Origin of the sequence: Nocardioides sp., from assembly GCA_037045645.1 — a bacterium.
Classification (GTDB): domain Bacteria; phylum Actinomycetota; class Actinomycetes; order Propionibacteriales; family Nocardioidaceae; genus Nocardioides.
Genome location: JBAOIH010000004.1, coordinates 316,529 through 342,119 on the forward strand (window position 1 = coordinate 316,529; position 25,591 = coordinate 342,119).

The following is a 25,591-nucleotide window of genomic DNA, read 5'->3' on the forward strand; positions in this document are numbered from 1 at the left end:
AACCACCGGTGGGGCGTGACGGCCCTGCGGGCCTTCTCAACCACCGGTGGGGCGTGACGGCCCTGCGGGCCTCCTCAACCACCGGTGGGGCAATGACGGCCCTGCGGGCCTTCTCAACCACCGGGGACGAGCCTGCTCCACCACCGATGTCGGCGCAGCCGCGTACGGTCGACCACATGGCCAACCGTCTCGCCGCAGCCACGTCGCCGTACCTCCAGCAGCACGCGGACAACCCGGTGCACTGGTGGGAATGGGGCCAGGACGCGTTCACGGAGGCGAAGAACAGGAACGTGCCGATCCTGCTGAGCGTCGGGTATGCCGCCTGCCACTGGTGCCACGTGATGGCCCACGAGTCGTTTGAAGACGAGGCCACGGCACAGCAGATGAACGAGGGCTACGTGAACATCAAGGTCGATCGCGAGGAACGTCCCGACGTCGACGCGATCTACATGCAGGCGACGACTGCGATGACCGGGCATGGCGGCTGGCCGATGACGTGCGTACTCGACCACGAGGGCAACCCGTTCTTCGCCGGGACCTATTTCCCCGACGAGCCACGCCACGGACAGCCCAGCTTCCGACAGGTCCTCGCCGCGATCAGCGATGCCTGGGTCAACCGGGGTGACGACATCAGGCGTACGGCCGACGCTTTGCGCGAGCACCTCAACCAGCAGCGGCAACTCCCGCCGGGCACGTTGACGAAAGCCGATTTAGACAACGCCGTCAACACGCTGAGCAAAGACTTCGACGCCCGGCGAGGCGGGTTCGGGGGAGCGCCGAAGTTCCCGCCGAGCATGGTGTTGGAGTTCTTGGGACGGATGGGTGGTGGTTTCGAGACGCCGCTGCGCGGCTCCTCAACCACCGGGCAGGTCGCTCGCACCTCAAACACCGGGCAGGTCGCTCGCACCTCAACCACCGGTGAGAGCGCCACATCGATGCTGGACAAGACCCTCGACGCGATGGCGCGCGGTGGGATCCACGACCAACTCGCTGGGGGCTTCGCCAGATACAGCGTCGACAACGCGTGGGTGGTGCCGCACTTCGAGAAGATGCTGTACGACAACGCGCTCCTGCTCGGGGTCTATGCCCAGCACGGAGACACGGCTGTCGCCGAAGACATCGCCGGCTGGCTGCATGACGAGATGCGTACGGACGAGGGTGGATTCGCCTCGGCGCTCGACGCCGACTCCGAGGGTGTTGAGGGCAAGTTCTATGCCTGGACGCCGCAGCAACTGATCGAGGCGCTCGGTCCCGACGACGGAATCTGGGCGGCCGAGTTCCTGACCGTCACAGCGCGAGGCACGTTCGAGCACGGATCGTCGACACTCCAACAAATGCGGGACCCCATCGACGATGCCGAGACACAGAGATGGATCAGCGTCCGACACCGTTTGCTGCACAAACGAGCCGAACGCGTACGCCCCGCGCGCGACGACAAGGTCGTGGCTGCCTGGAACGGGCTCGCGATCTCCGGACTCCTCGCGCTGAGTCAGCGCAGCAACGAGCAGGCGTACGCGGAGTGGGCACTGCAAGCCGCACAACTCATCAAGGACCTGCACATCCAGGGCAGGCACCTCAAGCGAGTGTCACGCGACGGCGAGGTCGGGGCACCGGCGGGCGTACTGGAGGACTACGGCTGCGTCGCTACCGCCTTCCTCGACCTCGTGCAGCACACGTCCGACCCTGTCTGGCTCACCGCCGCGACTGATCTGCTCGACACCGTGCTCGCGCACTTCCGGGCCGACGACGGCGGCTTCTTCGATACCGCTGACGACGCCGAGGTCTTGGTGGCACGTCCCAAAGACCCCAGTGACAACGCCAGCCCGAGCGGGACCTCCAGCATCATCCACGCGCTGATCAAAGCTGCCGCGATCACCGGCGACGACCGCTACCGCACCGCGGCCGAGCAAGCGCTGGCCAGCCTGCATGTCCTGGTGACGCAGGCGCCACGCTTCGCCGGGTGGAGTCTCGCGGCTGCCGTCGCACTGCAGCACGGCCCGCCCGAGGTCGCGATCGTGGGGCCTGAAGGACCCGCGCGCGACAAACTGGCACGCATCGCCCGGGAGCACCCGACCGCCGTAGTGGTCGTCGTCGACGACGCGACAGCCGAGATCCCGCTGCTCGCCGGGAGAGAAGCGCTCGGCGGGCACCCCACGGCGTACGTCTGTCGTCGCCACGTCTGCCAGCGACCCGTCACCACTGCCGAAGAACTCGCGGCGCTGCTGGCCGAGACGACCCGATGACGAGAATCGGCAAGCAGGCATAGGTTCAACGCGCAGCAACCGATCATGGTGAATGGAGCCCCAGTGAGCACCTTCGAATCCCTCAACCCCCGCACCGGCGACGTGGTCGCCACGCATCCCGTGCACGCCGAGGAGGACGTACGAGTTGCCGTCGCCACCGCACGCGAGACCGCGGAGTGGTGGGGGCGACTGTCGTACGAAGAGCGCGCCACCCACCTCGGTGCCTGGCGCGCGACGATGGCCCGGCGCCTGCAAGAACTCGCGGACCTGATGCACGCCGAGACAGGCAAGCCGCACGGTGACGCGATCCTGGAGGCCTCGCTGGCGATCGACCATCTGGCCTGGGCCGCGGGCAACGCCAAGAAGGTGCTCGGTCGCCGCAAGGTCCCGAGCGGACTGCTGATGGCCAACCAGATCGCGACACTGCAATACCGCCCGTACGGCGTCGTCGGCGTGATCGGCCCGTGGAACTATCCGGTCTTCACCCCGATGGGGTCGATCGCGTACGCCCTCGCGGCAGGCAACACGGTCGTCTTCAAACCCAGCGAATACACGCCAGGAGTGGGCGAATGGCTGGCCCGCACCGCCCAGGAGGCGATCGGGCGTCCGGTGCTCCAGGTCGTGACGGGTCTGGGCGACACCGGTGCCGCCCTGTGTCGCGCGGACGTCGACAAGGTGGCCTTCACCGGCTCGACCGCGACCGGCAAGCGGGTCATGGCGGCCTGCGCCGAGACCCTGACGCCGGTCGTGATCGAGGCCGGGGGCAAGGATGCCGTAATCGTCGACGAGGACGCCGACATCGCAGCCGCCGTGGACGCCGCGCTCTGGGGGGCCTGCGCCAACGCCGGCCAGACCTGCACGGGCGTCGAGCGGATCTATGTGCACGAACGCGTCTATGACGAGTTCGTCGCCGAGATCACCAGGCAGGCGCGCGAGATCACCGCGCTGGACTCACCGACCGCGCAGATCGGTCCGATGACGATGCCGTCGCAACTCGACGTCGTACGCCGTCACATCCAAGACGCGCTCGATCGTGGTGGCCGCGCGCTGGTCGGCGGAGCGGAGTCGGTCAAGGAGCGCTGGGTCGAGCCGGTCGTACTCGTGGACGTGCCCGAGGACTCCGCGGCGATCCAGGAGGAGACCTTCGGTCCGACGATGACCATCACGCGGGTGCGCGATATGGACGAGGCGATCGCCAAGACCAACGGGACTCGCTATGGCCTCGGTTCGACGGTCTTCTCCCGCAAGCACGGTGAGTCGATCGCGCAACGCCTGCGCGCGGGTATGACGGCGATCAACGGCGTGATCACCTTCGCCGCCGTGCCGAGTCTGCCGTTCGGCGGAGTCGGTGACTCGGGCTTCGGGCGGATCCACGGCGCGGACGGTCTGCGTGAGTTCACCTATCCGCACGCGATCACGCGCCAACGCTTCAAGCCGCCGCTCGCGCTGACGTCGTTCACGCGGACGGAGAAGGCAGAAAAGCAGTTGGCGCAGTTGATCACGATGCTGCACGGGCGCGGCAGCAAGAAGCGCGATTAGCGCAGGGAGTACGTCGCCAGTGACACCCCGACGTAGTGGCTGACGAACGCCAGGATCGTGAACGTGTGGAACACCTCGTGGAAGCCGAACCAACGCGGCCACGGGTCGGGTCGCTGTAGTCCGTACACCACGCCGCCCAAGGTGTAGAACACACCGCCGGCGAGGGCGAGGATCAGCACCGCCGTTCCGATGCCGATCCCGAGTTCGGCACCGCCACGGATGTACGCCGGGAGGTAGAACACCGCGGCCCAACCCAACCCGATGTAGAGCGCGGTGTAGAGCCAGCGTGGCGCCTTCACCCAGAAGATCCGGAACAGCCCACCCAAAGCCGCACCGACCCAGACCACGGTGAGCATGATCGTCTGGTCACGGCCATCGAGCAGCAGCAGTGTGAAGGGGGTGTACGACCCCGCGATCAGCAAGAAGATGTTGGCGTGATCGAAGCGCATCAAGAACGCGTGCGTGCGCGGCCCCCAGTGGCCGCGGTGATACACAGCCGACACGGTGAAGAGCATGAGAGCCGACGCGGCGTAGATGGCCGAGCCCACCCGGGTCGGGGCATTGGGGGAGAGCACGATCAGCACGATCCCGGCCGCGAGCGTGAGCGGCGCATTGACCAGGTGCAGCCAACCACGCAGGCGCGGCTTGACTTCGGCGAGCACCGTCTCCACGCGATCGGAGACGTTCTCCACCACATCGTCGAGGTGAGCGCGTACGACGTCCTTCATGCCGCCGAACTTATCCGGCGATCTGGCGCTGCAACAGTCGAATCTACGAGAGAGTCGAGCCTCACATAGCTCGATGTGGCCTAACATCGGCGACGTGCCCGGGTTGAGGAACACCAAGGACGCCGTCCGGCGGTTGCTCTATCCCGCGTACGAGGCGCGGATGGTCAAGGCGCTGCCTTCGGATCGCATCCCCAAGCACATCGGCGTGATGCTCGACGGCAACCGACGTTGGGCGAAATCGGTCGGCCTCGACACGGCGGGCGGCTATCAGGCCGGCGCGGACAACATCTTCCCGTTGCTGGAGTGGTGCGAGGAGGTGGGTGTCGAGGTCGTCACGTTGTGGCTGCTCTCCAACGACAACCTCAGCAACCGTCCGGTCGAGCAATTGCAGGGCCTGCTGGGAATCATCGAAGGTGCCGTCGAAGCGCTCGCCGAATCGGGCCGGTGGCGCGTACATCCCGTCGGTTCGCTCGACCTGCTGCCGTCGTCCACGGCGGAGATTCTGAAGAAGGCCGCGGACGACACCCGCGAAAGCGACGGGCTGATCGTCAACGTCGCGGTCGGCTATGGCGGCCGTCGCGAGATCGCGGACGCCGTACGCTCCCTGCTCCACGAGCACGCAGGCCAGGGGACCTCGCTGGAAGAGCTCGGCCGAGCTCATCGACGTCGACCACATCGCCCAGCATCTGTATACGAAGGGTCAGCCGGATCCCGATCTGGTGATCCGAACGTCCGGCGAGCAGCGCCTCGGCGGCTTCTTGTTGTGGCAGTCGGCGCAGTCGGAGTTCTATTTCTGCGAGGCGTTGTGGCCGGACTTCCGGCGCGTGGACTTCTTGCGCGCGATCCGGGCGTACGCGGAGCGCGAGCGGAGATACGGCGGCTGACCGAGGAGTGAGGCGGAGGTACGCCGAGCGTTGCGAGGTGTGCTGGAGCCGAGCCCCGAAGTGTCGGCCGCAGTTCGGGACAGGCTGACCGAGCCCCGCAGTGTCGGCCGCAGTTCGGGACAGGCCGACCGAGCCCGCAACCCAACGTTCACCTCGTGGTCGGGCGTGTCGCCCCGAATCGTCTCTGCACGAGACGTACGTTCGCAGACATCGGCGAGTGGGGAAGCTCGCCGCCATCGGGAGGCCCGTTCGTGGAAGTTCACGACCTGACAGCACGCCGAGGGTTGGCGCGCGTGGGAGGCCGCCACTCCGGCCTTCGGGACTCTTCTCGGTCCAACCACGAGTTCTAAGGGCCGGGGCGAGGAGTGCGCGCGCCGGCTGTCAAGGGGAAGCAATGCCTGAGCAGTCCGCAGCCGAAGAGTCCCGCACTTACGTCATCGACACCAGCGTCCTGCTCGCCGATCCTGGCGCACTGAAGCGGTTCGCCGAGCACCAGGTGGTGCTGCCGGTCGTGGTGATCACCGAGTTGGAGGGCAAGCGCCACCACCCCGAGTTGGGCTTCTTCGCGCGTACGGCCTTGCGTCACCTCGATGATCTGCGCGTCAAGCACGGGCGGCTCGACACGGCGGTGCCGATCGGCGACGAGGGTGGCACCTTGCGGGTGGAGCTCAACCACACCGACCCCGAGTCGCTCCCGTCCGGTTTTCGCCTCGGCGACAACGACACGCGCATCCTGGCGGTGGCTCGCAACCTGGCCAACGAAGGCCACCGGGTGACCTTGGTGTCCAAGGACCTGCCGTTGCGGATCAAGGCCAGCGCGGTCGGCCTGGAGGCGGAGGAATACCGCGCCGAGGCGATCTCGGACTCCGACACCGGCTACAACGGCATGGCCGAACTCGAGGTGGCCGCCGAGGCGCTCGACGAGCTGTACGCCGATGGCACCGTCGACCTCGACGCAGCACGCGACCTGCCGTGTCACACGGGGCTGGTGTTGTTCAGTGACCGGGGTACGGGCCTGGGGCGGGTCGGTCCCGACAAGCAGGTGCACCTGGTGCGCGGCGACCGTGAGGCCTTCGGCATTCACGGACGGTCGGCCGAGCAGCGCATCGCCTTGGAACTGCTCCTCGACCCCGAGGTGGGCATCGTGTCGTTAGGTGGGCGAGCCGGCACCGGCAAGTCCGCGCTCGCGCTGTGCGCCGGCCTGGAGGCGACGATGGAACGGCGTCAGCACAAGAAGGTCGTGGTCTTTCGGCCCCTCTTCGCGGTGGGTGGCCAGGAACTCGGCTACCTGCCGGGCTCGGAGTCGGAGAAGATGAATCCGTGGGCGCAGGCGGTGTTCGACACCCTGGGTTCGATCACCAGCCGAGACGTGATCGACGAGGTGCTCGACCGCGGGATGCTCGAGGTCTTGCCGCTGACCCATATCCGGGGCCGCTCGTTGCACGACTCCTTCGTGATTGTGGACGAGGCGCAATCGTTGGAGCGCAACGTGCTGCTGACCGTGCTCAGCCGCATCGGCGCCAACTCCAAGGTCGTCCTCACGCACGACGTCGCGCAGCGCGACAACCTGCGGGTGGGTCGCCACGACGGTGTCGTCGCGGTCGTGGAGAAGCTCAAGGGCCATCCGCTGTTCGGTCACGTCACCTTGACCCGGTCCGAGCGTTCGCCGATCGCGGCACTGGTCACCGACATGCTGGAGAACGTCACGCTCTGATTCGAGGCGGTCTAGACCAGTCGCAGGAATCCTTGATCTCGATTTGATAACGGACCCTACTTTGGTTCATCGTGACAGACCTGTCCTGACGTCGACCCCCGTGAGTTCACACCTGTGTCGAAGCACGCCAAGCCGGTCTCGTTCCGCGTCAAGTATGCGACCGCCAAGCCCACCGCCCCCGTCGGTCGCCATGCTGCACCCGCGAAACACCGCGCCAAGAGCAACCACGGAGTCGTACGCCGCACCGTGACCGTGGGCGGCCTCGCCGCTGCGGCAACCGGCGTTGCTGTGACGGGCGGGGTCCTCTCGACCAACGCACCGGTGATCGCGGCAGACGCGCCCGTCTCACTCGGCCGGTCAGGTACGCAGGCAGACATAACGGCTGCGGACCTCCAGCAGCGCCAACAGCCTGCGGTGACCCGCTCGGACCGGCGTACGAACAAGGACGCGACCAAGGTTCGCGTGTTGGGCACCGGCGCCGGCGGCGGCGTCGCGCAGAGCGAGAACCTCGACGGCGCCGACCCTCGTACGATCGGGCGCGCACTGCTGGGCGAGTACGGCTTCGCGGACTCGCAGTTCGCCTGCCTCGACGCGCTCTACGTCTCCGAATCCAACTGGCGCGTGGACGCCGACAACCCGACCTCGTCGGCCTACGGCATCCCGCAGGCCCTGACCGGCCTGCACGACATGCCGGCCGGGTACTACACCGACGCCGAGGTCCAGATCCGCTGGGGGCTGGACTACATCCAGCGCGCGTACGGCACCCCGTGCAACGCATGGTCCTTCAAGCGCAGCCAGAACTGGTACTGAGCTCCACCGCATACGTTCCACCCAGAAATTTCCCCCGGAGTGCCCGATTGGCGCTACCGTGACTCTCAGGTCTGAACCCCCCCAAGATGACCGGAGTCCCCCCAATGCAATCCCCCCGAATTGCGTGCCGGCGTACCCTGATGAAGACAGCCGCGTGGTCGGTGCCCGCAATCAGTGTGATCACCACCGCGCCCACGTATGCCTCCAGCGCAGGCACGCTGACGTTCGATCCTCAGTCGTCGGGAGCCGTCGTCCACGACGATGGTGGCTCGCGGTACTTCGACTTCGAGTTCGCCGGCGGCGCGTACGTCCTGGTGGACGGCGATCCGAAGGTCGGCGCCCCCTTGACCTTGACCGTGAGCTTCACGCCCTATCCGGGCGCGTTGTGGGATCCGGACCTCTACGTCCAAGCGGAGATGCCGGGCTGGACGAGTTCGGTTGCCACGGGCGGTGCCAGCCAGACGTTGCTCTACTCCTACCAGGGCGCGGTGGCCAAGGGCGATCGCATCACGATCCCCGATGGCGTCTACTTCGGTCCGGACTTCCCCGACGAGGGCGGCACCTATCTGCTGGTGTTCGCTCTCGACCGGCTGGCCTCTGCCTCGACCAGTTTTGCAACCGCGCGCCCCGGGTGAGCACGCTAGCGTGATCGGGTGATCCCCACTCGCGCTCTGTCCGACGACCACACCCTGCCCGCGATCGGGCTCGGGACCTACGGCCTGCGCGGCGAGGAGGGCGTGGCGGCAGTCTGCTCGGCGATCGTGGCCGGCTACCGATTGATCGACACCGCGGTCTCGTACGAGAACGAGGCCGAGGTGGGCCGCGCGCTGGCGCGGTCCGGCGCTGATCGCCAGGACCTCGCGATCACGACCAAGGTGCGCGGACGCGATCACGACCGGGCGCGCGAGTCGGTCGAGGAGTCGCTGGAGCGGCTCGGTCTGGAGCGACTCGACCTGGTGCTGGTGCACTGGCCGTTGCCGTCGCGAGATCGCTACGTCGCTGCCTGGGAGGGCCTGATCGAGGCCCGCGAGGCGGGTCTCGTGCGCTCGATCGGTGTCTCCAACTTCCTGCCCGAGCACCTCGAACGGATCATTGCCGAGACCGGCGTGACCCCGGTCGTCAACCAGGTCGAGCAGCATCCGCGCTTCGTCCAGACCGCACAGCAGGCCGTACATGATCGTCTCGGGATCATCACCGAGGCGTGGAGTCCGTTGGGCAACCGGCGTCCGGCGTACGACGAACCCGCGATCGCAGACGCCGCGACCGCCCACGGTGTCGCACCCGCTCAGGTGGTGCTGCGCTGGCAGCTCCAACTCGGGGCGATCCCGCTGCCCAAGTCAGCCACGCCCTCGCGTCAGACCGCGAACCTCGACGTCTTCGACTTCGCGCTTTCCGACGGCGAGGTCGCCGCGATCTCGGCGCTGCACCGCGATGACGGGCGACTCTTCGGGGGCGACCCGGCGACGTTCGAAGAACTCTAGGCCCGACCTGTCATCGCGATCAGGTCGAGCGCCTCGTCGAGTTGGGCCTCGGTGAGTTCCCCGCGGTCGACGAAGCCCAGGTCGAGCACCGCCTCGCGGATGGTGCTGCCCCGGGCAAGTGCATGCTTGGCGATCTTGGCGGCGGCCTCATAGCCGATCACCCGGTTCAGCGGCGTGACGATGCTGGCCGACGAGGCGGCGTACGTTGCCATCCGCTCCGCGTCGGCCTCGATCCCGTCCACGCAGCGTTCGGCGAGCAGCGTGATCGAGGTCGACAGGATCCGGATCGACTCCAGCAGATTGCGGGCGATCACCGGCATCATCACGTTGAGTTCGAAGTTGCCAGACGCGCCCGCCCAGGCGACCGTGGCGTCGTTGCCCACGACCTGCGCGCACACCATCAGCGTCGCCTCGGGCAGCACCGGGTTGACCTTGCCGGGCATGATGCTCGACCCCGGTTGCAGGTCGGGCAAGTGGATCTCGGCCAGGCCGGTCGTCGGGCCGGACGACATCCATCTCAGGTCGTTGCAGATCTTGGTCAGCCCGACGGCCACCGTACGCAACACTCCCGACAGTTCCACCAGCGAGTCGCGCCCCGACTGCGCCTCGAAATGGTCGCGCGCCTCGGTGAACTCCTGACCCGTGCGCTGTGACAGATCCGCGATGACCTGGGCGGCGAAGCCCTCCGGGGTGTTGATGCCGGTCCCGACCGCGGTGCCGCCCAGCGGCACCTCTCGTACGCGTGGCAGCACGCTGGTCAGTCGCTCTCCGGCGTACGCGATGGTCGCCGCGTAGCCACCGAACTCCTGGCCCAGCGTCACCGGAGTCGCGTCCATCAGGTGCGTACGCCCACTCTTCACCAGGTCGGCGAACTCGACCGCCTTCGTCGACAGCGACTGCTCCAGCACCTCCAGCGCGGGCAGCAGATCATCCACCACGGCGAGCGCTGCCGCCACGTGGATCGCGGTCGGGAAGGTGTCGTTGGACGACTGCGAGGCATTGACGTGGTCGTTGGCGTGGGTGCCTGCACCTGCGAGCCGGGCCAGCACCTCGTTGACGTTCATGTTGGTCGAGGTGCCCGAGCCGGTCTGGAAGACGTCGAGTGGGAACGCGTCGGTGTGCTTCCCGTCGGCGACGGCTGCGGCGGCGTCCGCGATCCGCTGCGCCACGTCGTGGTCGAGGACGCCGAGGGCGGCGTTCGTACGCGCGGCGCTGCCCTTGAGCAGCGCGAGCGCCCTGATCAGACTCGGCTCCATCCGCGTGCCGCTGATCGGGAAGTTCTCGATCGCGCGCTGGGTCTGGGCCGCCCACAAGGCGTCCGCGGGGACCTCGATCTCGCCGAGGGAGTCGTGTTCGGTCCGGGTGTCCACGACTTCGACGCTACCTGTCGGGTGCGGGGTGGTGGTCGGTTGCGCTGGGCTCAGAGGGGGATCGCTAGCCTGACGGACGTGGATTTCACCGAGATCGCACGAGCCGAGTCCCCGCGCGGCGAGGTGGTCCTGCGGCAACGCAGGGTGCGCAACGGCCCCGCCGTGCTGGAACTACGCGCCAACGGGATCTTCGTGATGGATACGGCCGAGACCTCCACCGAGGTGGCCCTGGCTGCCGAGGCTCTGGCCGCGATCGCCGACCCCCGCGATGTGGTGATCGGGGGGCTCGGGCTGGGCTTCACACTCGAAGCGGTGCTCGCCGATCCGCGAGTCGAGCACGTCACGGTCGTCGAGATCGAGGAAGCACTGATCGGGTGGTTGCGCGACGGCACCGTCCCACACGGCCAGGCACTGCTGGCTGACCGTCGGGTCAAGATGGTCAACGCCGACCTGGCGATGGCGGTGGTCGAAGCGCGTTCGTCGTACGACCTGCTCCTCCTCGACGTCGACAACGGTCCGGGCTACCTGGTGCACGACGCCAACGGCTCCCTCTACGAGCCGGAATTCCTGCGCCGGTGCCGGGCGATCCTCAACCCGGGCGGTCTGGTTGCGATCTGGTCGGCCGCCGAGGCGCCGGAGTTGGCGGCCACGATGCGTGCGGTGTTCGACCACGTGGAGCAGCGCGCGCTCCCGGTCAGCCTGCAAGGACGCGAGGTGACGTACTGGCTCTATCTGGCTGGAGAGCAGCGCCCAGTTACTCCGCCGACCGCACCCGGATCCCGGTGATCGGCACGGTGACCGCGCCGGAGGGGTCGGTGAAGAAGTCGTTGCCCTTGTCATCGACCACGATGAACGCCGGGAAGTCCTCGACCTCGATCTTCCAGATCGCCTCCATGCCGAGTTCTTCATATTCCAGCACCGACACCGACTTGATGCAGTCTTGCGCCAAGCGCGCGGCCGGACCGCCGATCGAGCCGAGATAGAAGCCGCCGTGCTCGTCGCACGACTCGGTCACGACCTTGGAGCGGTTGCCCTTGGCCAGCATCACCATCGAGCCGCCCGCGGCCTGGAACTGGGAGACGTACGAGTCCATCCGGCCCGCGGTCGTGGGACCGAACGACCCCGACGCCATCCCGTCCGGCGTCTTGGCCGGTCCGGCGTAATAGACCGGGTGATCGCGCAGGTAGGCGGGCATCTCCTCGCCCGCGTCGAGGCGCTCCTTGATCTTGGCGTGCGCGATGTCGCGGGCGACCACCAACGGCCCGGTGAGTGACAACCGGGTCTTGACCGGATGTTTGGACAACTCCGCCAGGATCTCCGGCATCGGCAAAGACAGGTCGATGTCGACCACCGAGCCGCCCGAGATCTCGTCCGAGATCCCGTCGGTGGGCATGTAGTGCGCCGGGTCGGTCTCCAACTGCTCCAGGAAGACGCCTTCTGCGGTGATCTTGCCCAGCGCCTGCCGGTCTGCCGAGCACGAGACCGCGATCGCGACGGGGCAGGAGGCGCCGTGGCGCGGCAGGCGTACGACCCGCACGTCGTGGCAGAAGTACTTGCCCCCGAACTGCGCCCCGATGCCGAACGACTGCGTCAACTCGAAGACCTTCTCCTCCAACTCGACGTCACGGAAGCCGTGCGCGTGCATGGAACCGGTCGTCGGCAGATCGTCGAGGTAGTGCGCGGACGCGTACTTCGCGGTTTTCAGCGCGAACTCCGCAGATGTCCCGCCGATCACGATCGCGAGGTGGTACGGCGGGCAGGCAGCCGTGCCCAACGAGCGGATCTTCTCGTCCAGGAACTCCAGGATCCGCGTCGGGTTGAGCACCGCCTTGGTCTCCTGGAAGAGGAACGACTTGTTGGCCGACCCGCCGCCCTTGGCCATGAAGAGGAACTTGTACTCGGGCTGGTCGCTTGCGGGCGTCGAATAGATCTCGATCTGCGCCGGCAGGTTGGTGCCGGTGTTCTTCTCCTCGTACGTCGTCAGCGGCGCCATCTGCGAATAGCGCAGGTTGAGCTTGGTGTACGCGTCGTACACCCCGCGCGAGATCGCCTCACCGTCGTCGGTGCCGGTGAGCACCCGCTCGGACTTCTTGCCCATCACGATCGCGGTGCCGGTGTCCTGACACATCGGGAGCACGCCACCCGCCGAGATGTTGACGTTCTTGAGCAGGTCCAGCGCCACGAAACGGTCGTTGCCGGACGCCTCGGGGTCGTCGATGATCTTGCGCAGTTGCGCCAGGTGACCAGGCCGCAGATAGTGCGAGATGTCGTGCATCGCCTCGGCCGTGAGCGCTTGGATCGCCTCGGGTGAGACGCGCAGGAAAGTCTGCCCGTCGGCTTCGAACGTCGACACGCCCTCGGTCGTGATGAGTCGCCACGGCGTCTCGTCGGCACCGTTGGAGCCGTGGGTGGGAAGGAGATCTGAATAGCGGAACTCGGGGCTGCTCACAGGCTCAGGCTACTCAGTGTGAGCCCGGCTCAGGAGGGGGACGTGCGTACGCCGAGCAACGCCTTGGTCAGCGCCTCGACGAACTCCGGCGCGGCCTTGATGGGGGCGCGATCACGAGGCGCCGTGGAGTAACTGCCCCAGCCACGCGGTGGCTGCACCTCGACCCGGATCGTCAGGGCGCCCGGGTCGCCCGCGTTGCCGAGAGCGATCTCGGCCGTATGCACATGGCGGTCTCTGCTGGGATTCACCAGTGCCGGATGACCGGCGATCTCGGTCTCTGCCGCACCGCGCATCGGCTGGGTCGACGCGTGCAGCCTGACCGTCACAGCGTGATCGGGCCGCACCCACAGGCAATCGAGAGTGCGTCCACTCGACTCCGGACTCGAGAGCCCCGGGTTGAGATCGACGGTGGTAGCGGCGAATCCGGCGCCGAAGTGCTGCTCGACAAGCGAGGCCGAGGCGGCACACAGCACGTCCGGCTCCACCTCGCCCTGCGCGATCAGGTCGGCCGGATCGTCGGGCACGTCGACCTCGCGAGCCGGGGCACACTCCAGGCCGGCATCGGGATCGACGTCCACGCAAGCGCCCACACCCGGCACGTCTTGGTCGTCCCAGGCATAAACCAGTTCGGCCTTGGACGCCGCGGCGAGGGGAGCGGCTGGGATGGCCTCGATCACCTTGCGGGTGTTCTCGCGCCACGATTCGCAAGGAGAGATGACGCGCGCGATGAGACGACCACCGCCAGCAGCGGGGCCGTCGTACGCGCCGTAGTCGAAATGCGTGAGACATTCGTCCTCGTCGTCCCACGTGGTGAGTCGGGTCTGGGTGCCCGCGACGTCGACGTATCTGCCGTCCCAGCCGCCCTCGTCCACCCAGCGTCGTAGGGGCGGGCCCGCGCTGATCTCCAACGTGACGGCGGGCTCGTCAGCGGTTCCCGACGCCAGCGCGCAACTTTGCTGACCGCCGTCCGGCCGTTCGTACGACCGGTCGTCGTCCGCAGGTCCGAAAGCGGACTCCAGGATCCCGCAGGCGGTCAACCGCGCTCGCCCCTCCGGCCGCATCAGCGACTCGGTGTCGTCGAGCAGTTCGGTCGCGGCGGCAGCGGCGTATGCCTCCACCGTCGAGCAATCCACCTGGGCCGCGTACTTCTCGGCCTCCTCCAGCGTCAGCGCACCATCTCCGGGGTCGGGCTTGTCGCCTTCGGGGCGACCCCAGAACTCGATTGCGTGCGTCTGGCTGACGGGAAGCCAGACCGAGCAGAGACCGAGCAGGGGGCTCTCCCGATAGGCCACGACTCCGTTGAGGTCGAAGCGCTCCCTGCTCCACCGGGCGTCGGGGCCGAACGCTTCGAATGTCGTGACCCGGACGTCGTTGTCCGCCTCCAGGCGGCACGAATGCGGCGCGCCCAGCCGACGAACGCTGGGCATGCCGTCCAGACGGGGGAGGAGGTCGCACGGGGCCAGGGCAGCGGTCGTCACGTCCACCTCCGCGGTGTCCTTGTCGGCCGGGCCCTCAGGGATGGTGCGTGTGATTGTCTTGCGTGGCTCAAGCGTGTCCACGTCCTCGGAATCGCACGCCGACAGCGTGGCCGTGGCAAGCACGAGAGCTGTGGCGAGTGTCAGTGTCCGCATGGTGTCCTCCAGGGGTCCGAGCGTGGTCACTCCTTCCCCGGGCGCGGCATTCGACACCCCGGTTGCGGGACTTCCCCGATAGCCTTGCCGCCCATGGGAGACATGCAGCGCCCCGACCCCTCCAAGTTCCGGGTGTCCGACGACGACCGGCACAAGGTGGCCGAGCTGCTGCGCGAGGCGGCGGGCGCCGGACGCTTGGACCTGGACGAATTGGACGAGCGGCTCGAGAAGGCGTACGCCGCCAAGACGTACGCCGATCTCATCCCCATCACTGCGGACCTGCCGTCACAGGCGGCAACCCCCCAGGTGCCGGCCGCGCATGCCCGCGGTGACCACCTGCCCGTGCCCGGCGCCACGCACAGCGCCACCACAGCGGTGCTGAGCGAGGTCAAGCGCGAGGGGGCCTGGCTGGTGCCGGAGTTCAGCACTGCGTTCGCGTTCATGGGTGATGTCACGCTCGACCTGCGCGAAGCGACTCTGGAGAGTGACGAGGTGACGATCACCGTCACCGCGATCATGTCCGACGTCAAGGTGATCGTGGACGCCCACACGCGCGTCGAACTCGACGGCACGCCGATCCTGGGGGAGTTCAAACAGGGCAAGGAACACCTCCCTGCTCAGTTCGACGCCAACAGTCCGCTGGTCCGGATCAAGGGCTTGGCGTTGCTGGGTTCGGTCAAGTCCATCCGGCAGCCTCCGCGAGGTACGCCCCGGAAGTTCCTCGGCACCTTCTGACTCGTCACCGCCTGGTCAGGTGCACCAGGTGGATGCTCTGCGGCCTGATCCGTGGCATCCAGAAGCCGCGTCCGGCAAGATCCGCACCCGTCATCGGCACTGCGCCGGTCGGCCCGACCTCGAACGGCTTGACCGACTTGCTGGCCTCGTACGGGCAGACCGGGCCTTCCCAAGCCAGGTCGTAGGCCGCGTCGGGAGTCAGGCCCGGCACTCGCACCCAGACCCCGCGGTTGGAGTTGGGTTCGTCGAGTTGGACGTGCGCGATCAGCGCCTGCGCTGCATCCGTGGCCACCACGCCGTGCAACAGCACGGTCGGGTCGGCGGACTCCGGTCGCACCATGCGGCCTGAGTGCAGCAGGGGGCGCAACCGCTTGAACCGGGTGATCCACGAGGCCAGCGTGTCCAGGTCCTCGTCACTGGCCTGGGTCAGATCCCATTCGATGCCGAAGGCACCGAACATCGCGGTCGCGGCCCGAAAGTCCAGCGAGAATGTGCGCCACGTGCCGTGCTGAACCGGCGCCGAGACGTGCGCACCGGCCAGTTCGGGCGCGATCAGTTGAGTGGTCCAGCGCTGGATCTGCTGACGGGCCAGTGCGTCGGTGAGGTCACTGGTCCAGAAGCGCTCCACCCGCTCCGCGACGCCGAGGTCGATACGACCCCCACCCGAGGCACAGGACTCCCACGCGACCGCCGGATGGGCAGCACGCAGCCGGTCCAACAGGTCGTAGTAGGCGAGGGTCTGCAGGTGTGGCGCAGGAGCGCCGTCCGCAGCGCCGCGCCCGGCGTCGAGCAGGTCGCGGTTGTGGTCCCACTTGACGTAGGAGATGTCGTAACGCCCCAGCACGGCTGAGACCCGCTCGAAAAGATAGTCGACGACCTCGGGGCGCGTCAGGTCCAATACCTGCTGCTGGCGGTGCTCCAGCGGCAGCCGGTCACCACTGGACAGCAGCCAGTCCGGGTGCTCGCGATAGAGGTCGGAATCGACGTTGATCATCTCGGGTTCGAACCACAATCCGAACTCCATGCCCAGCCGTTTGGCGTGCTGGATGATCGGCTCCAAGCCGTCGGGCCAGACGTCCTCGTCGACATACCAGTCGCCCAACCCCGCGTGATCGTCGCGCCGGTGGCGAAACCACCCGTCGTCGAGTACGAATCGCTCGACACCGACTCGCGCAGCACGCTCGGCGATCGCCTTGAGCCGCTCCAGGTCGTGGTCGAAGTAGACCGCCTCCCACACGTTGAGGATGACCGGTTGTACGCCGGGATGCACCGGCAACGAGCGTTGCCAGGCGTGCCACTGCGCCGCGATCTGGTCGAGACCGTCGGTGGCAGCGGCGAACATCACCCACGGGGAGGCGTACGACTCGCCTTGGGCCAGACACATCTCGCCGGGCAACAAGTGTTCACCGCCGCCCAGGGTCGTCCCGGTGGCCGCGCCTCGCTCCACCCGCAGCACGCTGTTGCCGCTCCACGCGACGTGGCAGGCCAAAACGGTGCCGTGGGTGGTCCCGAATCCGGGCGTGCCGACGGCGACCAGTGTCGCGGCGTCGAGCCCGGGGCGCCCGCCGCGCCCCTCGCGCAGCCAAAGGCCGTCGGTGATGTGGTGGCGCTGAGGGGAACGTTCGCCCTCGTGGCGGCCGGTGAAGTCGAGCAGTTCGGTGCAGCGATCCTCGACCGGGATCACGACCTCGAGACCCTCGACGACGTAGGGATCAGCGCTCAAGTTGGTGACACTCGCGCGCCCGCGCAGGGCGCCGCCGGCCAGAGACTCGTACGTCACCGTCACCTCGAGCCCGGCAGCCTCGTCGCGGCCGGTGAACGTGAGAGAGACCTCGCTCGACTCGGTGCTAGTAGGCCGGAACCACGGCGTCCAACTGCGGCCGGGTCCGGCCGTGGTCAGTCGATGCCCCCTCAGGTGCGGGCGTACGAACCTCTCGTGCGCGTGTTCGCCCAGGAGCGGAAGTCCCGGTCCGTTGATGGCCAGGGGAGTGGGGCAGGCTCCCGAGGTCCCGCTCTGCGCCGCGCCAACCCAGTGGATCGTGGCCAGACGGTCGTCGTGCTCGGACCAGACCAGGCTTGTCGTGGCGGTGTCGGCGTGGGCAGGAAACAACATGTCGCAGACTTTCAGAGAGTCGGGTCGAAATGGAAGAGGCGCCGGCACGGACGAGCCGGGCCGACGCCTCTGGAAAGGCAGCACCTAGCCCTTGACGGCTCCGGCCGTCATGCCGCGGACGAAGAACCGCTGCAAGGCCAAGAACACCAAGATCGGCACGATCATCGAGAACACGCCACCGGCGGTGACGAGTTCCTGACCGCTGCCCATCTGGCCGGTGAGCTTGGTCATCGCCACCGTCACCGGCTCGTTGTCACCGGGGCCGATGAACATCAGCGCGACCAGCAGGTCGTTCCAGACCCACAGGAACTGGAAGATCGCGAAGGACGCGAGCGCGGGCACCGACATCGGCAATACCAGTCGGAAGAAGGTCTGGAAGTGACTGGCGCCGTCGATCTTGGCCGACTCGATGACCGTCTTGGGCAGCGTGGCCATGTAGTTGCGCAGGATGTAGATGGCCAGCGACATGCCGAAGCCGACGTGGGCCAGCCACACGGCCGGAAAGGTGCCGTACATCCCAAGTTGGCTGTAGAGCTTCAGGATCGGACCCAACGCCACGAAGTTCGGGATCACCAACAGGCTCACCACGAGCAGGAACAGGAAGTCGCGTCCCCAGAACTCCATGAACGTGAACGCGTACGCCGCGAATGCCGCCACCAGGATCGGGATGAACGTGGCGGGAAGGGTGATGGCGAAGGTGTTGATGAACGCCTGCCCCATGTTGGCGCCCTGGATGGCGTTGTCGTAGTTGTCCAGGGTCATTCGGCCCCACGCGTCGGGGTTGGTGAAGACCGTCCACCAGCCGGTGCGCTGGGCGTCCTCGAACGGACGGAAGGAGGTGATCACCGTGCCGAGGGTGGGCACAATCCAGAGGAAGCAGATGACAGCCAGGACCAACTTGGTCGCCCAGCCGGCCTTGGCCGGGTTGGGGTCGAAGTGGGTGGCGCGCTTCTTGCGCTTGGCTGCGGTCGGGGTCGCAGCGACCGGTGTCTGAACACTCACAGCCCAGCCTCCTCACGCTTGAAGTTGCGCACCTGGTACCACATCACCGGGATGGTTGCGATCATCAGCAACACCACGATCGCCGACGCGCGGCCGTAGTTGGCGTAGGTCGTGATCTGGTTGTAGAACTCGTTTCCGATGACGTTGGTGCCGAACTGGCCGTTGGTCGTCGCGAACACGATGTCGAAGATCTTCATGACGCTGATCAGCACGGTCACGAAGACGGTGATGATCGTGCCCTTGATCTGCGGTACGACGACGCGGAAGAAGGCCTGTCGCTCGGAAGCGCCGTCGATGCGAGCCGCCTCGAGGGTGTCTTCTGGTACGCCTTTGACGGCGGCGGACAGCAGCACCATCGAGAAGCCCACCTGCGCCCAGAGCAGGATGATCATCAGCAGGAAGCTGTTCAGCTTGAAGCTGTTCTCGGCCAGCCACGCCACCGGGTCGAGGCCTACAAGCCCACCCATCGCGTTCAGCATGCCGACTCGCGGGGCGCCCGGTTGCGGCGCCATGTAGATCAGTCGCCACACGATGGAGGCGCCCACCATCGAGATCGCCATCGGCATGAAGATGATCGTTTTGCTCAGGTTCTCCCACTTGGCGGGGAGCCGGTCTGCCAGCACGGCGACCGCCAAGCCTAGAGCCACGGTGACGGCTGGGACCACCAGCATCCACAGCAAGGTGGTGAACAGCGTGTCGCGGAACGCGGGTGTGGAGAACAGGTCCGAGTAGTTCTGCAAGCCCACGAAACTCGTCGAGGCCGCGTCTCGGAAACTGTTGATGATCGTGAGGACTGCGGGATAGAGCAGGAAGACCGAGATCGCGAGGTATGCGGGGAGGATGTAGAAGTAGGGCTTGATCCGGGCCTCGATGTGGTCCGGGAGGAGTTCGGCGAGCTTGTTGAGGAGCCAGTAGAGCGCCAGGGCTGCGCCTATGCCGATCACGACCGTGATGATTGCGGTCAACAGTTTGGCCACCATGGGATGTTCACACCGCCTTTCTTTGTGTGGTGGTCATGGTCAGAAGTCGAGCAACACGGGGGGCGGGAGCGGAGCGCTCCCGCCCCCCGGTGACGTTGCCCGATCGACGCTTGGGTCAGGAGGCGGGCCAGGCCGCGTCGATGTTCTTCAAGGAGGTGTCGAGGTCCTGCTGACCGGCCACCCACGCGGTGATGTCCTTCCAGAAGGCACCGGCACCAACCTCACCGGGCATCTGGTCCGAGCCATCGAACAAGAAGGCGGTGGAGTCGTAGGCCACCCCGGCAACCTGCTTGGTGAACTCGTTGGGGTAGGCGTCCATGTTGAACGTCTTGTGCGGGGAGATGAAGCTGCTCATGCCTGCGGCCTTCTCGCCGGCGTCAGGCTCGCTGAGCGCCGTCACAGCAGCCTTGGTGGCGGCGCTGTCGTTGAAGGCCATCAGCAGGTCGCCACCGCCGAGCGAGGGGTTCTCGCCACCGGCGGAAGCAGGCGGGAAGCCGAAGACGCCGACCTCTTCGTCCAGGTTGCTCTGCACGGCCTTGGGGAAGAAGCCGGTGATGAACGAGCCCTGGTTGTACATCCAGCAGCCCGGCTTGGCGTCGAACATCGGCGTACCAGCGGTCTGGAAGCTCGTGGTGGCGATGGCCTTGCGACCACCGGGCACGTTCCCGTCGGTGAACAGCAAGCTTCTCGAACTCGCCAGCGGCCTGACGCACGACCTCGGAGTCGAACTTGGTCTCGCCTGCCACCCACGAGTTGTAGGTGTCGACGCCGCCGTACTTGGCCACCAGGATCTCGAACCAGTCGGTCGCGGGCCAGCCGGTCGCGGCCTCGGACTCGATGCCTGCACACCACGGGGTGCCGCCGTCACTCTTGATCTGCTCGGTGAGCGCCTCGAGGTCGCCGATGGTCTCGGGGACCTCATAACCGGCCTTCTCGAAGGCCTTCTTGGGATAGAACACCAGGCCCTTGACGTTCATCGACACCAGCAGGCCGTAGAGCTTGCCGTCGATGGTGCCCGCGTCGAGGGTGCCAGGAACCATGGTCTTCTCCAGCGTGGCCTTGTCGACCAGCGTGGAGAGGTCGACGGCCTTGCCGCCGGCACGGTTGACGACGTTGCGTACGACACCGGGCTGCGGGATCAGCGCGATGTCAGGAAGCTGATTGCCCTGAATGCGGGTCATGATGAGCTGGTCGATCGCGTCGACCTTCTGCCAGTCGACGGTGTAGCCGTCGGCCTTCAGCTTCGCGGTGAGCGTCTCCTCGAGTCCGTCCTGAACGGGCTGGTCGACACTGGACAGGATGGTGACCGTCTTGTCGTCGGCTCCGCTACCGCCGTCGCCACCGCAGGCCGCGAGGCCCATGGTCGTGAGGGCGAGGATCGCAGCACCTGCGAACGTACGGCGCATGCTGGGGTTTCGCATCCCAGTGATCTCCTTCGTTGAGTGAGCAGATGATTCGACCTAAAGGGCTGTTGACAACACCTGCTGAATCGAATCAGCATGAAGATGTCAGTGACCCGGGTCACTGTCAAGAGACTGTGACCGGATCGAAACAAAAGCCGGGCGTTACCAGGGGGCGAAAGGAGTCAGATGTCACCGCCGAAACGACGCACCACCTTGGCCGATGTCGCTCGTGAGGCTGGCGTCTCCGTCACGACCGCGTCCTACATTCTCAACGGCCGAGCAGCCGAGATGCGGATCCGGCCACCGACTCAGGAGCGGGTCGAGAGTGTTGCCCAGGCCCTGGCCTACCGCCCCAACAGGTCCGCGCGATCCCTGCGTACGCGAGAGACGCGGACGATCGGCCTGGTGTCGGACCACATCGCCAGCGGCTCTTTCGCCAGCCGAATGCTCTCGGGAGCTGGGACTGCCGCTCGAGAACTTGAGCACCTCATGGTCATCGGGGAGAGTGAGGGCTATTCGGCGGCCGAGACCGCGTTGTTGCAAGAGATGGTCGACCGTGAGGTCGACGGGATCGTCTTCGCCCGTCTCGTCACCGCGATCGTGCAGGTGCCGACCCTGCTGCGTCAGCAGCGCGCGATCCTGCTCAACAGTGTCGACCGCGAGGGCAGGTTGCCGTGCGTGGTGCCCGACGAGGTCGAGGCCGGGCGGGTGGCGGCAAGGCTCCTCGCCGCGAGTCCTCGCACCGGACCGATCGTGATCGTGGGCCGTGACCCGAACCCGATCGCGACCGCCGGCCTCGACCGTACGCGTGGGGCCTGTGAGGTGCTGGTCGCCGAGGGCCGAGAGGTGCCGGAGATCATCGACTGTGACTGGACGGTCGCCGACGCCCGCGGTGCGGTCGCACGCTGGCTGGGCGCCGGCGGGCGCGCAACGGGCTATCTGTGCCTCAACGATCGGATCGCGATGGGCACGTACCAGACGCTGTGGGATTTCGGGCTCGCGCCGCCGCACGACTGCGACGTTGTCTCGTTCGACGCCTCCGACCTCGCCCAATGGCTGCGGCCGTCGTTGACCTCGGTGGCCGTACCGTATGCGGCCATGGGAGCCGAGGCGGTGCGCTTGCTGCTCGCCGAGACCGACCTGGCGCCGGGGGAGATCCGGAAGGTGGCGGCGACGGTCGCCTTCGGTGATTCGATCGCGACCTGAGAGGCTGCGCGGATGTTCGACCTCGACGATCGTTGGGTCTGGGACTTCTGGATCGCCGACGACGGCTCGATGTTCCACCTGTTCTTCCTGCAGGCGCCGCGCTCCTTGGGTGACCCCGATCTGCGCCACGATCACGCGAGTGTCGGGCACGCGGTGTCGCCCGACCTGACGACGTGGACAGAGGTGGGGCTCGCGTTGTCGCCGCCGGAGACGGGCTTCGACGACCGCACGATCTGGACCGGCTCGGTTGCTGGCCGACCTGGTGCGTGGCGGATGTTCTACACCGGGCGTACGCATGCCGACGGGGGCGCGGTCCAGCGGATCGGTGCGGCCGTCTCCTCGGATCTGTCCGTGTGGGCACGCGAAGAGGGTTGGCCGCTCGAGGCAGATCCGCGTTGGTATGAGAAGGACTCTGCGGCGCACCGGGCCTGGCGATGGCACGACCACGCGACGACGCCCGAGGAGCACTTCCGCGACCCGTTCGCGGTGCAGGACGCCAAGGGCACCTGGCACCTGTATGTCACGGCGCGCCATGCCGGCACCGGCCCTGGGCGCGGCGCGGTCGGGCATCTGGTGCAAGACGACGAGGGCCGATGGCAGGTGGCGCCGCCGTTGACGTCGGGAGCTGGCCCCTTCGAGCAGGCCGAGGTCATTTCCGTGCAGCAGGTCGAAGATCGGTGGGTCCTGCTCTTCAGTTGCCTCGGCCCAGAAATCGTCGGGGGTAGGCCCGGTGACGGTGGGGTCTGGTCGGTGCCCGTCGGCGGCGTCGGAGAGCCCGTGGACCTTGAGGCGGCCGTACGTCTGTGCGACGAAGGGCACTATGTCGGCCAGTTGGTGCGTGATCGGGCCGGGCGCTGGCAGTTCCTGGCTTTTCGCAATTTCGATGATGACGGCGACTTCGTCGGAGGCGTGATCGACCCGGTCCCGGTGCGTTGGCGAGCCGACGGTGCCGGATTGGAGCTTTCCGAAGACCCTTGCTGAATCGAGTCAGCAAGCTCTACGGTGAGGTCGGCTCCCGTGGCCACTTCACAACGGATCGTCCGGCACGTACCTGCCGGTGAAGACAAGGAGAATCACACACATGGCAACAGTGACTTTCGAGAAGGCCCAGCGCTGGTACCCAGGGGCCGACAAGCCGGCTGTGCCCGGCATCGACCTGGAGATCCACGACGGCGAATTCATGGTGCTCGTCGGCCCCTCCGGCTGTGGCAAGTCCACGACCTTGCGGATGCTCGCGGGCCTGGAGGAATGCAACGAGGGCAAGATCTTCATCGGTGACCGCGATGTCACCCATGTGGCGCCCAAGGACCGCGACATCGCCATGGTGTTCCAGAACTACGCGCTCTACCCACACATGACGGTGGCCGACAACATGGCCTTCGCGCTCAAGATGGCCAAGGTCCCCGAGGCCGAGCGCAAGAAGCGTGTCGCCGAGGCCGCCCGCATCCTGGGACTGGAGGAGTACCTCGAGCGCAAGCCCAAGGCACTCTCGGGTGGACAGCGCCAGCGCGTGGCCATGGGCCGCGCGATCGTACGTTCGCCGCAGGTCTTCTGCATGGACGAGCCGCTTTCAAACCTCGACGCGAAGATGCGCGTGCAGACGCGTACGGACATCGCCAAGCTGCAGCAGGACCTCGGTGTCACCACCGTCTACGTCACCCACGACCAGGTCGAGGCCATGACCATGGGTGACCGCGTTGCGGTGATGAAGGACGGCATCCTGCAGCAGGTCGACACGCCTCTCAAGCTCTACGACAAGCCCGTCAACCTCTTCGTTGCCGGCTTCATCGGCTCCCCGCAGATGAACCTGATCGCGGCGAAGGCTCACGAGGGCAAGGCCAATATCGGTGGCTACGACGTGCCGGTCGACGCGGCCGCGGCCAAGAAGATGCAAGGCAACATCACCGTCGGCGTACGCCCCGAGAACTGGCGCGTCGTCTCCCCGAGTGAGGGTGGTCTGCCGGTGCAGGTCACGGTCGTCGAGGAACTCGGCGCCGACGCCTTCGTCTACGGCACCTGCGACGTCGAGGGCACTCCCGGCAACGTGATCATCCGGGTCCAGGGCCGCGACTCGGTCCAGAAGGGCGACACGATCCACGTCACGACCGACCCGGCCAACGTGCACGTCTTCGACACCGACTCGGGGGCGCGGCTCTCCGACTGATCGAGCGGGCACAAACGCACGTCAAAATCACGCCGAGAGGGCACAAACGCACGAGCCGAAGGCGTCGATCGGGCACAAACGCACGCGCACGACCTGACGAGCGGGCACTACCTGACCAGGGTGGTGCCCGCTCGTTGCATTTCACGCGTGCGTTTGTGCCCGGTGGGCGAGTTTCGCGCGTGCGTTTTCGCCCGGTGGGCGAGTTTCGCGCGTGCGTTTCCGCCCGGTCGGCGGGGTTTACGCGTGCGTTTCCGCCCGGTCGGCGGTGCGGCGGATGGCTTCGGCGAAGTCCCCGAACAGGGCGGGCGGCATGTCATGGCCCATTCCCGGGACCAGGATCAGTTCGGCACCGGGGATGGCGGCGGCGGTGGCGCGTCCGCCCGAGACGTGCACCATCCGGTCGCTGAGGCCGTGGATCACCAGGCTCGGGACCCGCAGTTCCCGCAGTGCGCGGCTGCGGTCGGGTTGGTCGAGGATCGCCAGCATCTGCCGCATCACGCCGCTGGCCGAGAAGCCGCGATCGAAGGTCGCCTCGGCCAGGGCTCGGCTCTCCTCGACCGGCTTGGGATAGCCCGGCGAACCGATCATCCGCCACATCCGAGCCGAGGTCTCGGCGTACGCCGCCTTGCCGGGCCCGCGCGGCGCGATCAGCATCGGCAGCAGTTTGGGGTGCTGCCAGCCGACCGTACGACGCCCTGTCGTCGACATGATGCTGGTCATCGACAGCACTCGCTCGGGGTGGGCAAGGGCCATGGTCTGCACGATCATGCCGCCCATCGAGACGCCCACGATGTGAGCGGCGTCGATGTCGAGGTGATCCAGCAGCGCGAAGGCGTCGTCCGACATGTCGGTCAACGTGTAGGGCGGCGGGGCGCCGCGACCGGCGAAGGCGCGTACGAGTCGGGTCCGGGTCGCGCGCGCCTTGATCTTGGTGGAGCGCCCGGTGTCGCGGTTGTCGTACCGGATCACGAAGAAGCCGTGGTCGGCAAGCTGCTGACAGAACTCCTCGTCCCACCAGATCATCGGGCCGCCCAGGCCCATCACCAGCAACAGCGGGTCACCGTCGGGGGAGCCGAAGGTCTGGAAGCAGATCTCGACGCCGGTGCTCAGCGTCGCCAGTGATTCGGGGGAGGACATGG

22 protein-coding genes and 1 pseudogene are annotated in these 25,591 nt (G+C 67.0%); 13 read left to right on the forward strand and 10 right to left on the reverse strand.

Annotation, left to right across the window (positions count from 1 at the left end):
• Positions 1 to 176 precede the first annotated feature (176 nt).
• Entirely contained in the window at positions 177 to 2,243 is a 2,067-nt protein-coding gene (locus tag V9G04_14850) for a thioredoxin domain-containing protein (GenBank protein MEI2714529.1), read from the forward strand.
• Positions 2,244 to 2,288: 45 nt separating this feature from the next.
• On the forward strand, positions 2,289 to 3,782 hold the full coding sequence (locus V9G04_14855) for an aldehyde dehydrogenase family protein (GenBank protein ID MEI2714530.1): 1,494 nt from the start codon (positions 2,289 to 2,291) through the stop codon (positions 3,780 to 3,782).
• On the opposite strand, the gene V9G04_14860 is transcribed toward V9G04_14855, so the two are convergent.
• Complete coding sequence (locus V9G04_14860; GenBank protein MEI2714531.1) at positions 3,779 to 4,510, reverse strand: hemolysin III family protein; 732 nt, start codon at positions 4,508 to 4,510, stop codon at positions 3,779 to 3,781. The genes V9G04_14855 and V9G04_14860 overlap by 4 nt on opposite strands.
• A 208-nt stretch (positions 4,511 to 4,718) precedes the next feature.
• Between V9G04_14860 and V9G04_14865 the strand changes: the two are divergent.
• The 6 genes and pseudogenes from V9G04_14865 to V9G04_14890 all read left to right on the forward strand — a co-directional run bounded on the left by V9G04_14865 (position 4,719) and on the right by V9G04_14890 (position 9,399).
• Positions 4,719 to 5,075 (forward strand): annotated as a pseudogene (locus V9G04_14865) (undecaprenyl diphosphate synthase family protein).
• A 1-nt stretch (position 5,076) separates the two neighbouring features.
• Positions 5,077 to 5,394: an undecaprenyl diphosphate synthase family protein gene (locus V9G04_14870; GenBank protein MEI2714532.1), complete on the forward strand. Its 318-nt coding sequence runs from the start codon at positions 5,077 to 5,079 to the stop codon at positions 5,392 to 5,394.
• Between the two features lie 394 nt (positions 5,395 to 5,788).
• Positions 5,789 to 7,108: a PhoH family protein gene (locus V9G04_14875; protein MEI2714533.1), complete on the forward strand. Its 1,320-nt coding sequence runs from the start codon at positions 5,789 to 5,791 to the stop codon at positions 7,106 to 7,108.
• Positions 7,109 to 7,222: 114 nt separating this feature from the next.
• Positions 7,223 to 7,918 carry a hypothetical protein gene (locus V9G04_14880; protein ID MEI2714534.1) on the forward strand — a complete coding sequence of 232 codons (696 nt, stop codon included), beginning with the start codon at positions 7,223 to 7,225 and terminating at the stop codon, positions 7,916 to 7,918.
• Positions 7,919 to 8,058: 140 nt separating this feature from the next.
• Entirely contained in the window at positions 8,059 to 8,553 is a 495-nt protein-coding gene (locus V9G04_14885) for a hypothetical protein (protein ID MEI2714535.1), read from the forward strand.
• Between the two features lie 18 nt (positions 8,554 to 8,571).
• Positions 8,572 to 9,399 (forward strand): aldo/keto reductase, encoded by an 828-nt coding sequence (locus V9G04_14890; GenBank protein ID MEI2714536.1) that lies wholly within the window; start codon positions 8,572 to 8,574, stop codon positions 9,397 to 9,399.
• On the opposite strand, the gene V9G04_14895 is transcribed toward V9G04_14890, so the two are convergent.
• Positions 9,396 to 10,769, reverse strand: coding sequence for a class II fumarate hydratase (locus V9G04_14895; GenBank protein MEI2714537.1), 1,374 nt, complete (start codon positions 10,767 to 10,769; stop codon positions 9,396 to 9,398). The two genes, V9G04_14890 and V9G04_14895, sit on opposite strands and share 4 nt — an antisense overlap.
• A 78-nt stretch (positions 10,770 to 10,847) precedes the next feature.
• On the opposite strand from V9G04_14895, the gene V9G04_14900 reads away from it, so the two are divergent.
• Positions 10,848 to 11,555 carry a hypothetical protein gene (locus tag V9G04_14900; protein ID MEI2714538.1) on the forward strand — a complete coding sequence of 236 codons (708 nt, stop codon included), beginning with the start codon at positions 10,848 to 10,850 and terminating at the stop codon, positions 11,553 to 11,555.
• On the opposite strand, the gene V9G04_14905 is transcribed toward V9G04_14900, so the two are convergent.
• Entirely contained in the window at positions 11,524 to 13,218 is a 1,695-nt protein-coding gene (locus tag V9G04_14905) for a fumarate hydratase (protein MEI2714539.1), read from the reverse strand. The two genes, V9G04_14900 and V9G04_14905, sit on opposite strands and share 32 nt — an antisense overlap.
• 29 nt (positions 13,219 to 13,247) lie before the next feature.
• Entirely contained in the window at positions 13,248 to 14,849 is a 1,602-nt protein-coding gene (locus tag V9G04_14910) for a hypothetical protein (GenBank protein ID MEI2714540.1), read from the reverse strand.
• A gap of 93 nt (positions 14,850 to 14,942) precedes the next feature.
• Here V9G04_14910 and V9G04_14915 point away from each other — a divergent pair, with 93 nt between their 5' ends.
• Complete coding sequence (locus V9G04_14915) at positions 14,943 to 15,584, forward strand: DUF1707 domain-containing protein (protein MEI2714541.1); 642 nt, start codon at positions 14,943 to 14,945, stop codon at positions 15,582 to 15,584.
• 4 nt (positions 15,585 to 15,588) lie between these two features.
• Here the strand turns inward: V9G04_14915 and V9G04_14920 are convergent, their stop codons facing one another.
• The 5 genes from V9G04_14920 to V9G04_14940 form a co-directional block, all read right to left on the reverse strand.
• Entirely contained in the window at positions 15,589 to 17,697 is a 2,109-nt protein-coding gene (locus tag V9G04_14920; protein MEI2714542.1) for an alpha-galactosidase, read from the reverse strand.
• Between the two features lie 84 nt (positions 17,698 to 17,781).
• The gene (locus V9G04_14925; protein ID MEI2714543.1) at positions 17,782 to 18,699 is read right to left on the reverse strand and encodes a carbohydrate ABC transporter permease; all 918 of its coding nucleotides are present in this window, start codon (positions 18,697 to 18,699) and stop codon (positions 17,782 to 17,784) included.
• Complete coding sequence (locus V9G04_14930; GenBank protein ID MEI2714544.1) at positions 18,696 to 19,679, reverse strand: sugar ABC transporter permease; 984 nt, start codon at positions 19,677 to 19,679, stop codon at positions 18,696 to 18,698. Before V9G04_14930 ends, V9G04_14925 begins: the two co-directional genes overlap by 4 nt.
• A gap of 115 nt (positions 19,680 to 19,794) precedes the next feature.
• On the reverse strand, positions 19,795 to 20,034 hold the full coding sequence (locus V9G04_14935) for a hypothetical protein (protein MEI2714545.1): 240 nt from the start codon (positions 20,032 to 20,034) through the stop codon (positions 19,795 to 19,797).
• Positions 20,035 to 20,056: 22 nt separating this feature from the next.
• Entirely contained in the window at positions 20,057 to 21,100 is a 1,044-nt protein-coding gene (locus tag V9G04_14940; GenBank protein ID MEI2714546.1) for an ABC transporter substrate-binding protein, read from the reverse strand.
• A 168-nt stretch (positions 21,101 to 21,268) separates the two neighbouring features.
• Here V9G04_14940 and V9G04_14945 point away from each other — a divergent pair, with 168 nt between their 5' ends.
• The 3 genes from V9G04_14945 (at position 21,269) to ugpC (ending at position 24,452) form a co-directional block, all read left to right on the forward strand.
• Positions 21,269 to 22,288, forward strand: coding sequence for a LacI family DNA-binding transcriptional regulator (locus V9G04_14945; GenBank protein MEI2714547.1), 1,020 nt, complete (start codon positions 21,269 to 21,271; stop codon positions 22,286 to 22,288).
• Positions 22,289 to 22,300: 12 nt separating this feature from the next.
• The gene (locus V9G04_14950; protein ID MEI2714548.1) at positions 22,301 to 23,269 is read left to right on the forward strand and encodes a hypothetical protein; all 969 of its coding nucleotides are present in this window, start codon (positions 22,301 to 22,303) and stop codon (positions 23,267 to 23,269) included.
• Between the two features lie 100 nt (positions 23,270 to 23,369).
• Complete coding sequence (ugpC, locus tag V9G04_14955; GenBank protein ID MEI2714549.1) at positions 23,370 to 24,452, forward strand: sn-glycerol-3-phosphate ABC transporter ATP-binding protein UgpC; 1,083 nt, start codon at positions 23,370 to 23,372, stop codon at positions 24,450 to 24,452.
• 237 nt (positions 24,453 to 24,689) lie between these two features.
• On the opposite strand, the gene V9G04_14960 is transcribed toward ugpC, so the two are convergent.
• Positions 24,690 to 25,589, reverse strand: a complete 900-nt coding sequence (locus tag V9G04_14960) for an alpha/beta fold hydrolase (GenBank protein MEI2714550.1) — start codon at positions 25,587 to 25,589, stop codon at positions 24,690 to 24,692.
• Positions 25,590 to 25,591: the final 2 nt, after the last annotated feature.

Excerpts from the sequence above, each read along its gene's own strand:
- V9G04_14850 (MEI2714529.1), top strand. The coding sequence starts at position 177 with ATGGCCAACCGTCTCGCCGCAGCCACGTCGCCGTACCTCCAGCAGCAC.
- V9G04_14855 (MEI2714530.1), top strand. The coding sequence starts at position 2,289 with ATGGTGAATGGAGCCCCAGTGAGCACCTTCGAATCCCTCAACCCCCGC.
- V9G04_14860 (MEI2714531.1), bottom strand. The coding sequence starts at position 4,510 with ATGAAGGACGTCGTACGCGCTCACCTCGACGATGTGGTGGAGAACGTC.
- V9G04_14870 (MEI2714532.1), top strand. The coding sequence starts at position 5,077 with ATGGCGGCCGTCGCGAGATCGCGGACGCCGTACGCTCCCTGCTCCACG.
- V9G04_14875 (MEI2714533.1), top strand. The coding sequence starts at position 5,789 with ATGCCTGAGCAGTCCGCAGCCGAAGAGTCCCGCACTTACGTCATCGAC.
- V9G04_14885 (MEI2714535.1), top strand. The coding sequence starts at position 8,059 with ATGAAGACAGCCGCGTGGTCGGTGCCCGCAATCAGTGTGATCACCACC.
- V9G04_14910 (MEI2714540.1), bottom strand. The coding sequence starts at position 14,849 with ATGCGGACACTGACACTCGCCACAGCTCTCGTGCTTGCCACGGCCACG.
- V9G04_14915 (MEI2714541.1), top strand. The coding sequence starts at position 14,943 with ATGGGAGACATGCAGCGCCCCGACCCCTCCAAGTTCCGGGTGTCCGAC.
- V9G04_14920 (MEI2714542.1), bottom strand. The coding sequence starts at position 17,697 with ATGTTGTTTCCTGCCCACGCCGACACCGCCACGACAAGCCTGGTCTGG.
- V9G04_14930 (MEI2714544.1), bottom strand. The coding sequence starts at position 19,679 with ATGGTGGCCAAACTGTTGACCGCAATCATCACGGTCGTGATCGGCATA.
- V9G04_14935 (MEI2714545.1), bottom strand. The coding sequence starts at position 20,034 with ATGAGCAGCTTCATCTCCCCGCACAAGACGTTCAACATGGACGCCTAC.
- V9G04_14940 (MEI2714546.1), bottom strand. The coding sequence starts at position 21,100 with ATGCGAAACCCCAGCATGCGCCGTACGTTCGCAGGTGCTGCGATCCTC.
- V9G04_14945 (MEI2714547.1), top strand. The coding sequence starts at position 21,269 with ATGTCACCGCCGAAACGACGCACCACCTTGGCCGATGTCGCTCGTGAG.
- V9G04_14950 (MEI2714548.1), top strand. The coding sequence starts at position 22,301 with ATGTTCGACCTCGACGATCGTTGGGTCTGGGACTTCTGGATCGCCGAC.
- ugpC (MEI2714549.1), top strand. The coding sequence starts at position 23,370 with ATGGCAACAGTGACTTTCGAGAAGGCCCAGCGCTGGTACCCAGGGGCC.
- V9G04_14960 (MEI2714550.1), bottom strand. The coding sequence starts at position 25,589 with ATGTCCTCCCCCGAATCACTGGCGACGCTGAGCACCGGCGTCGAGATC.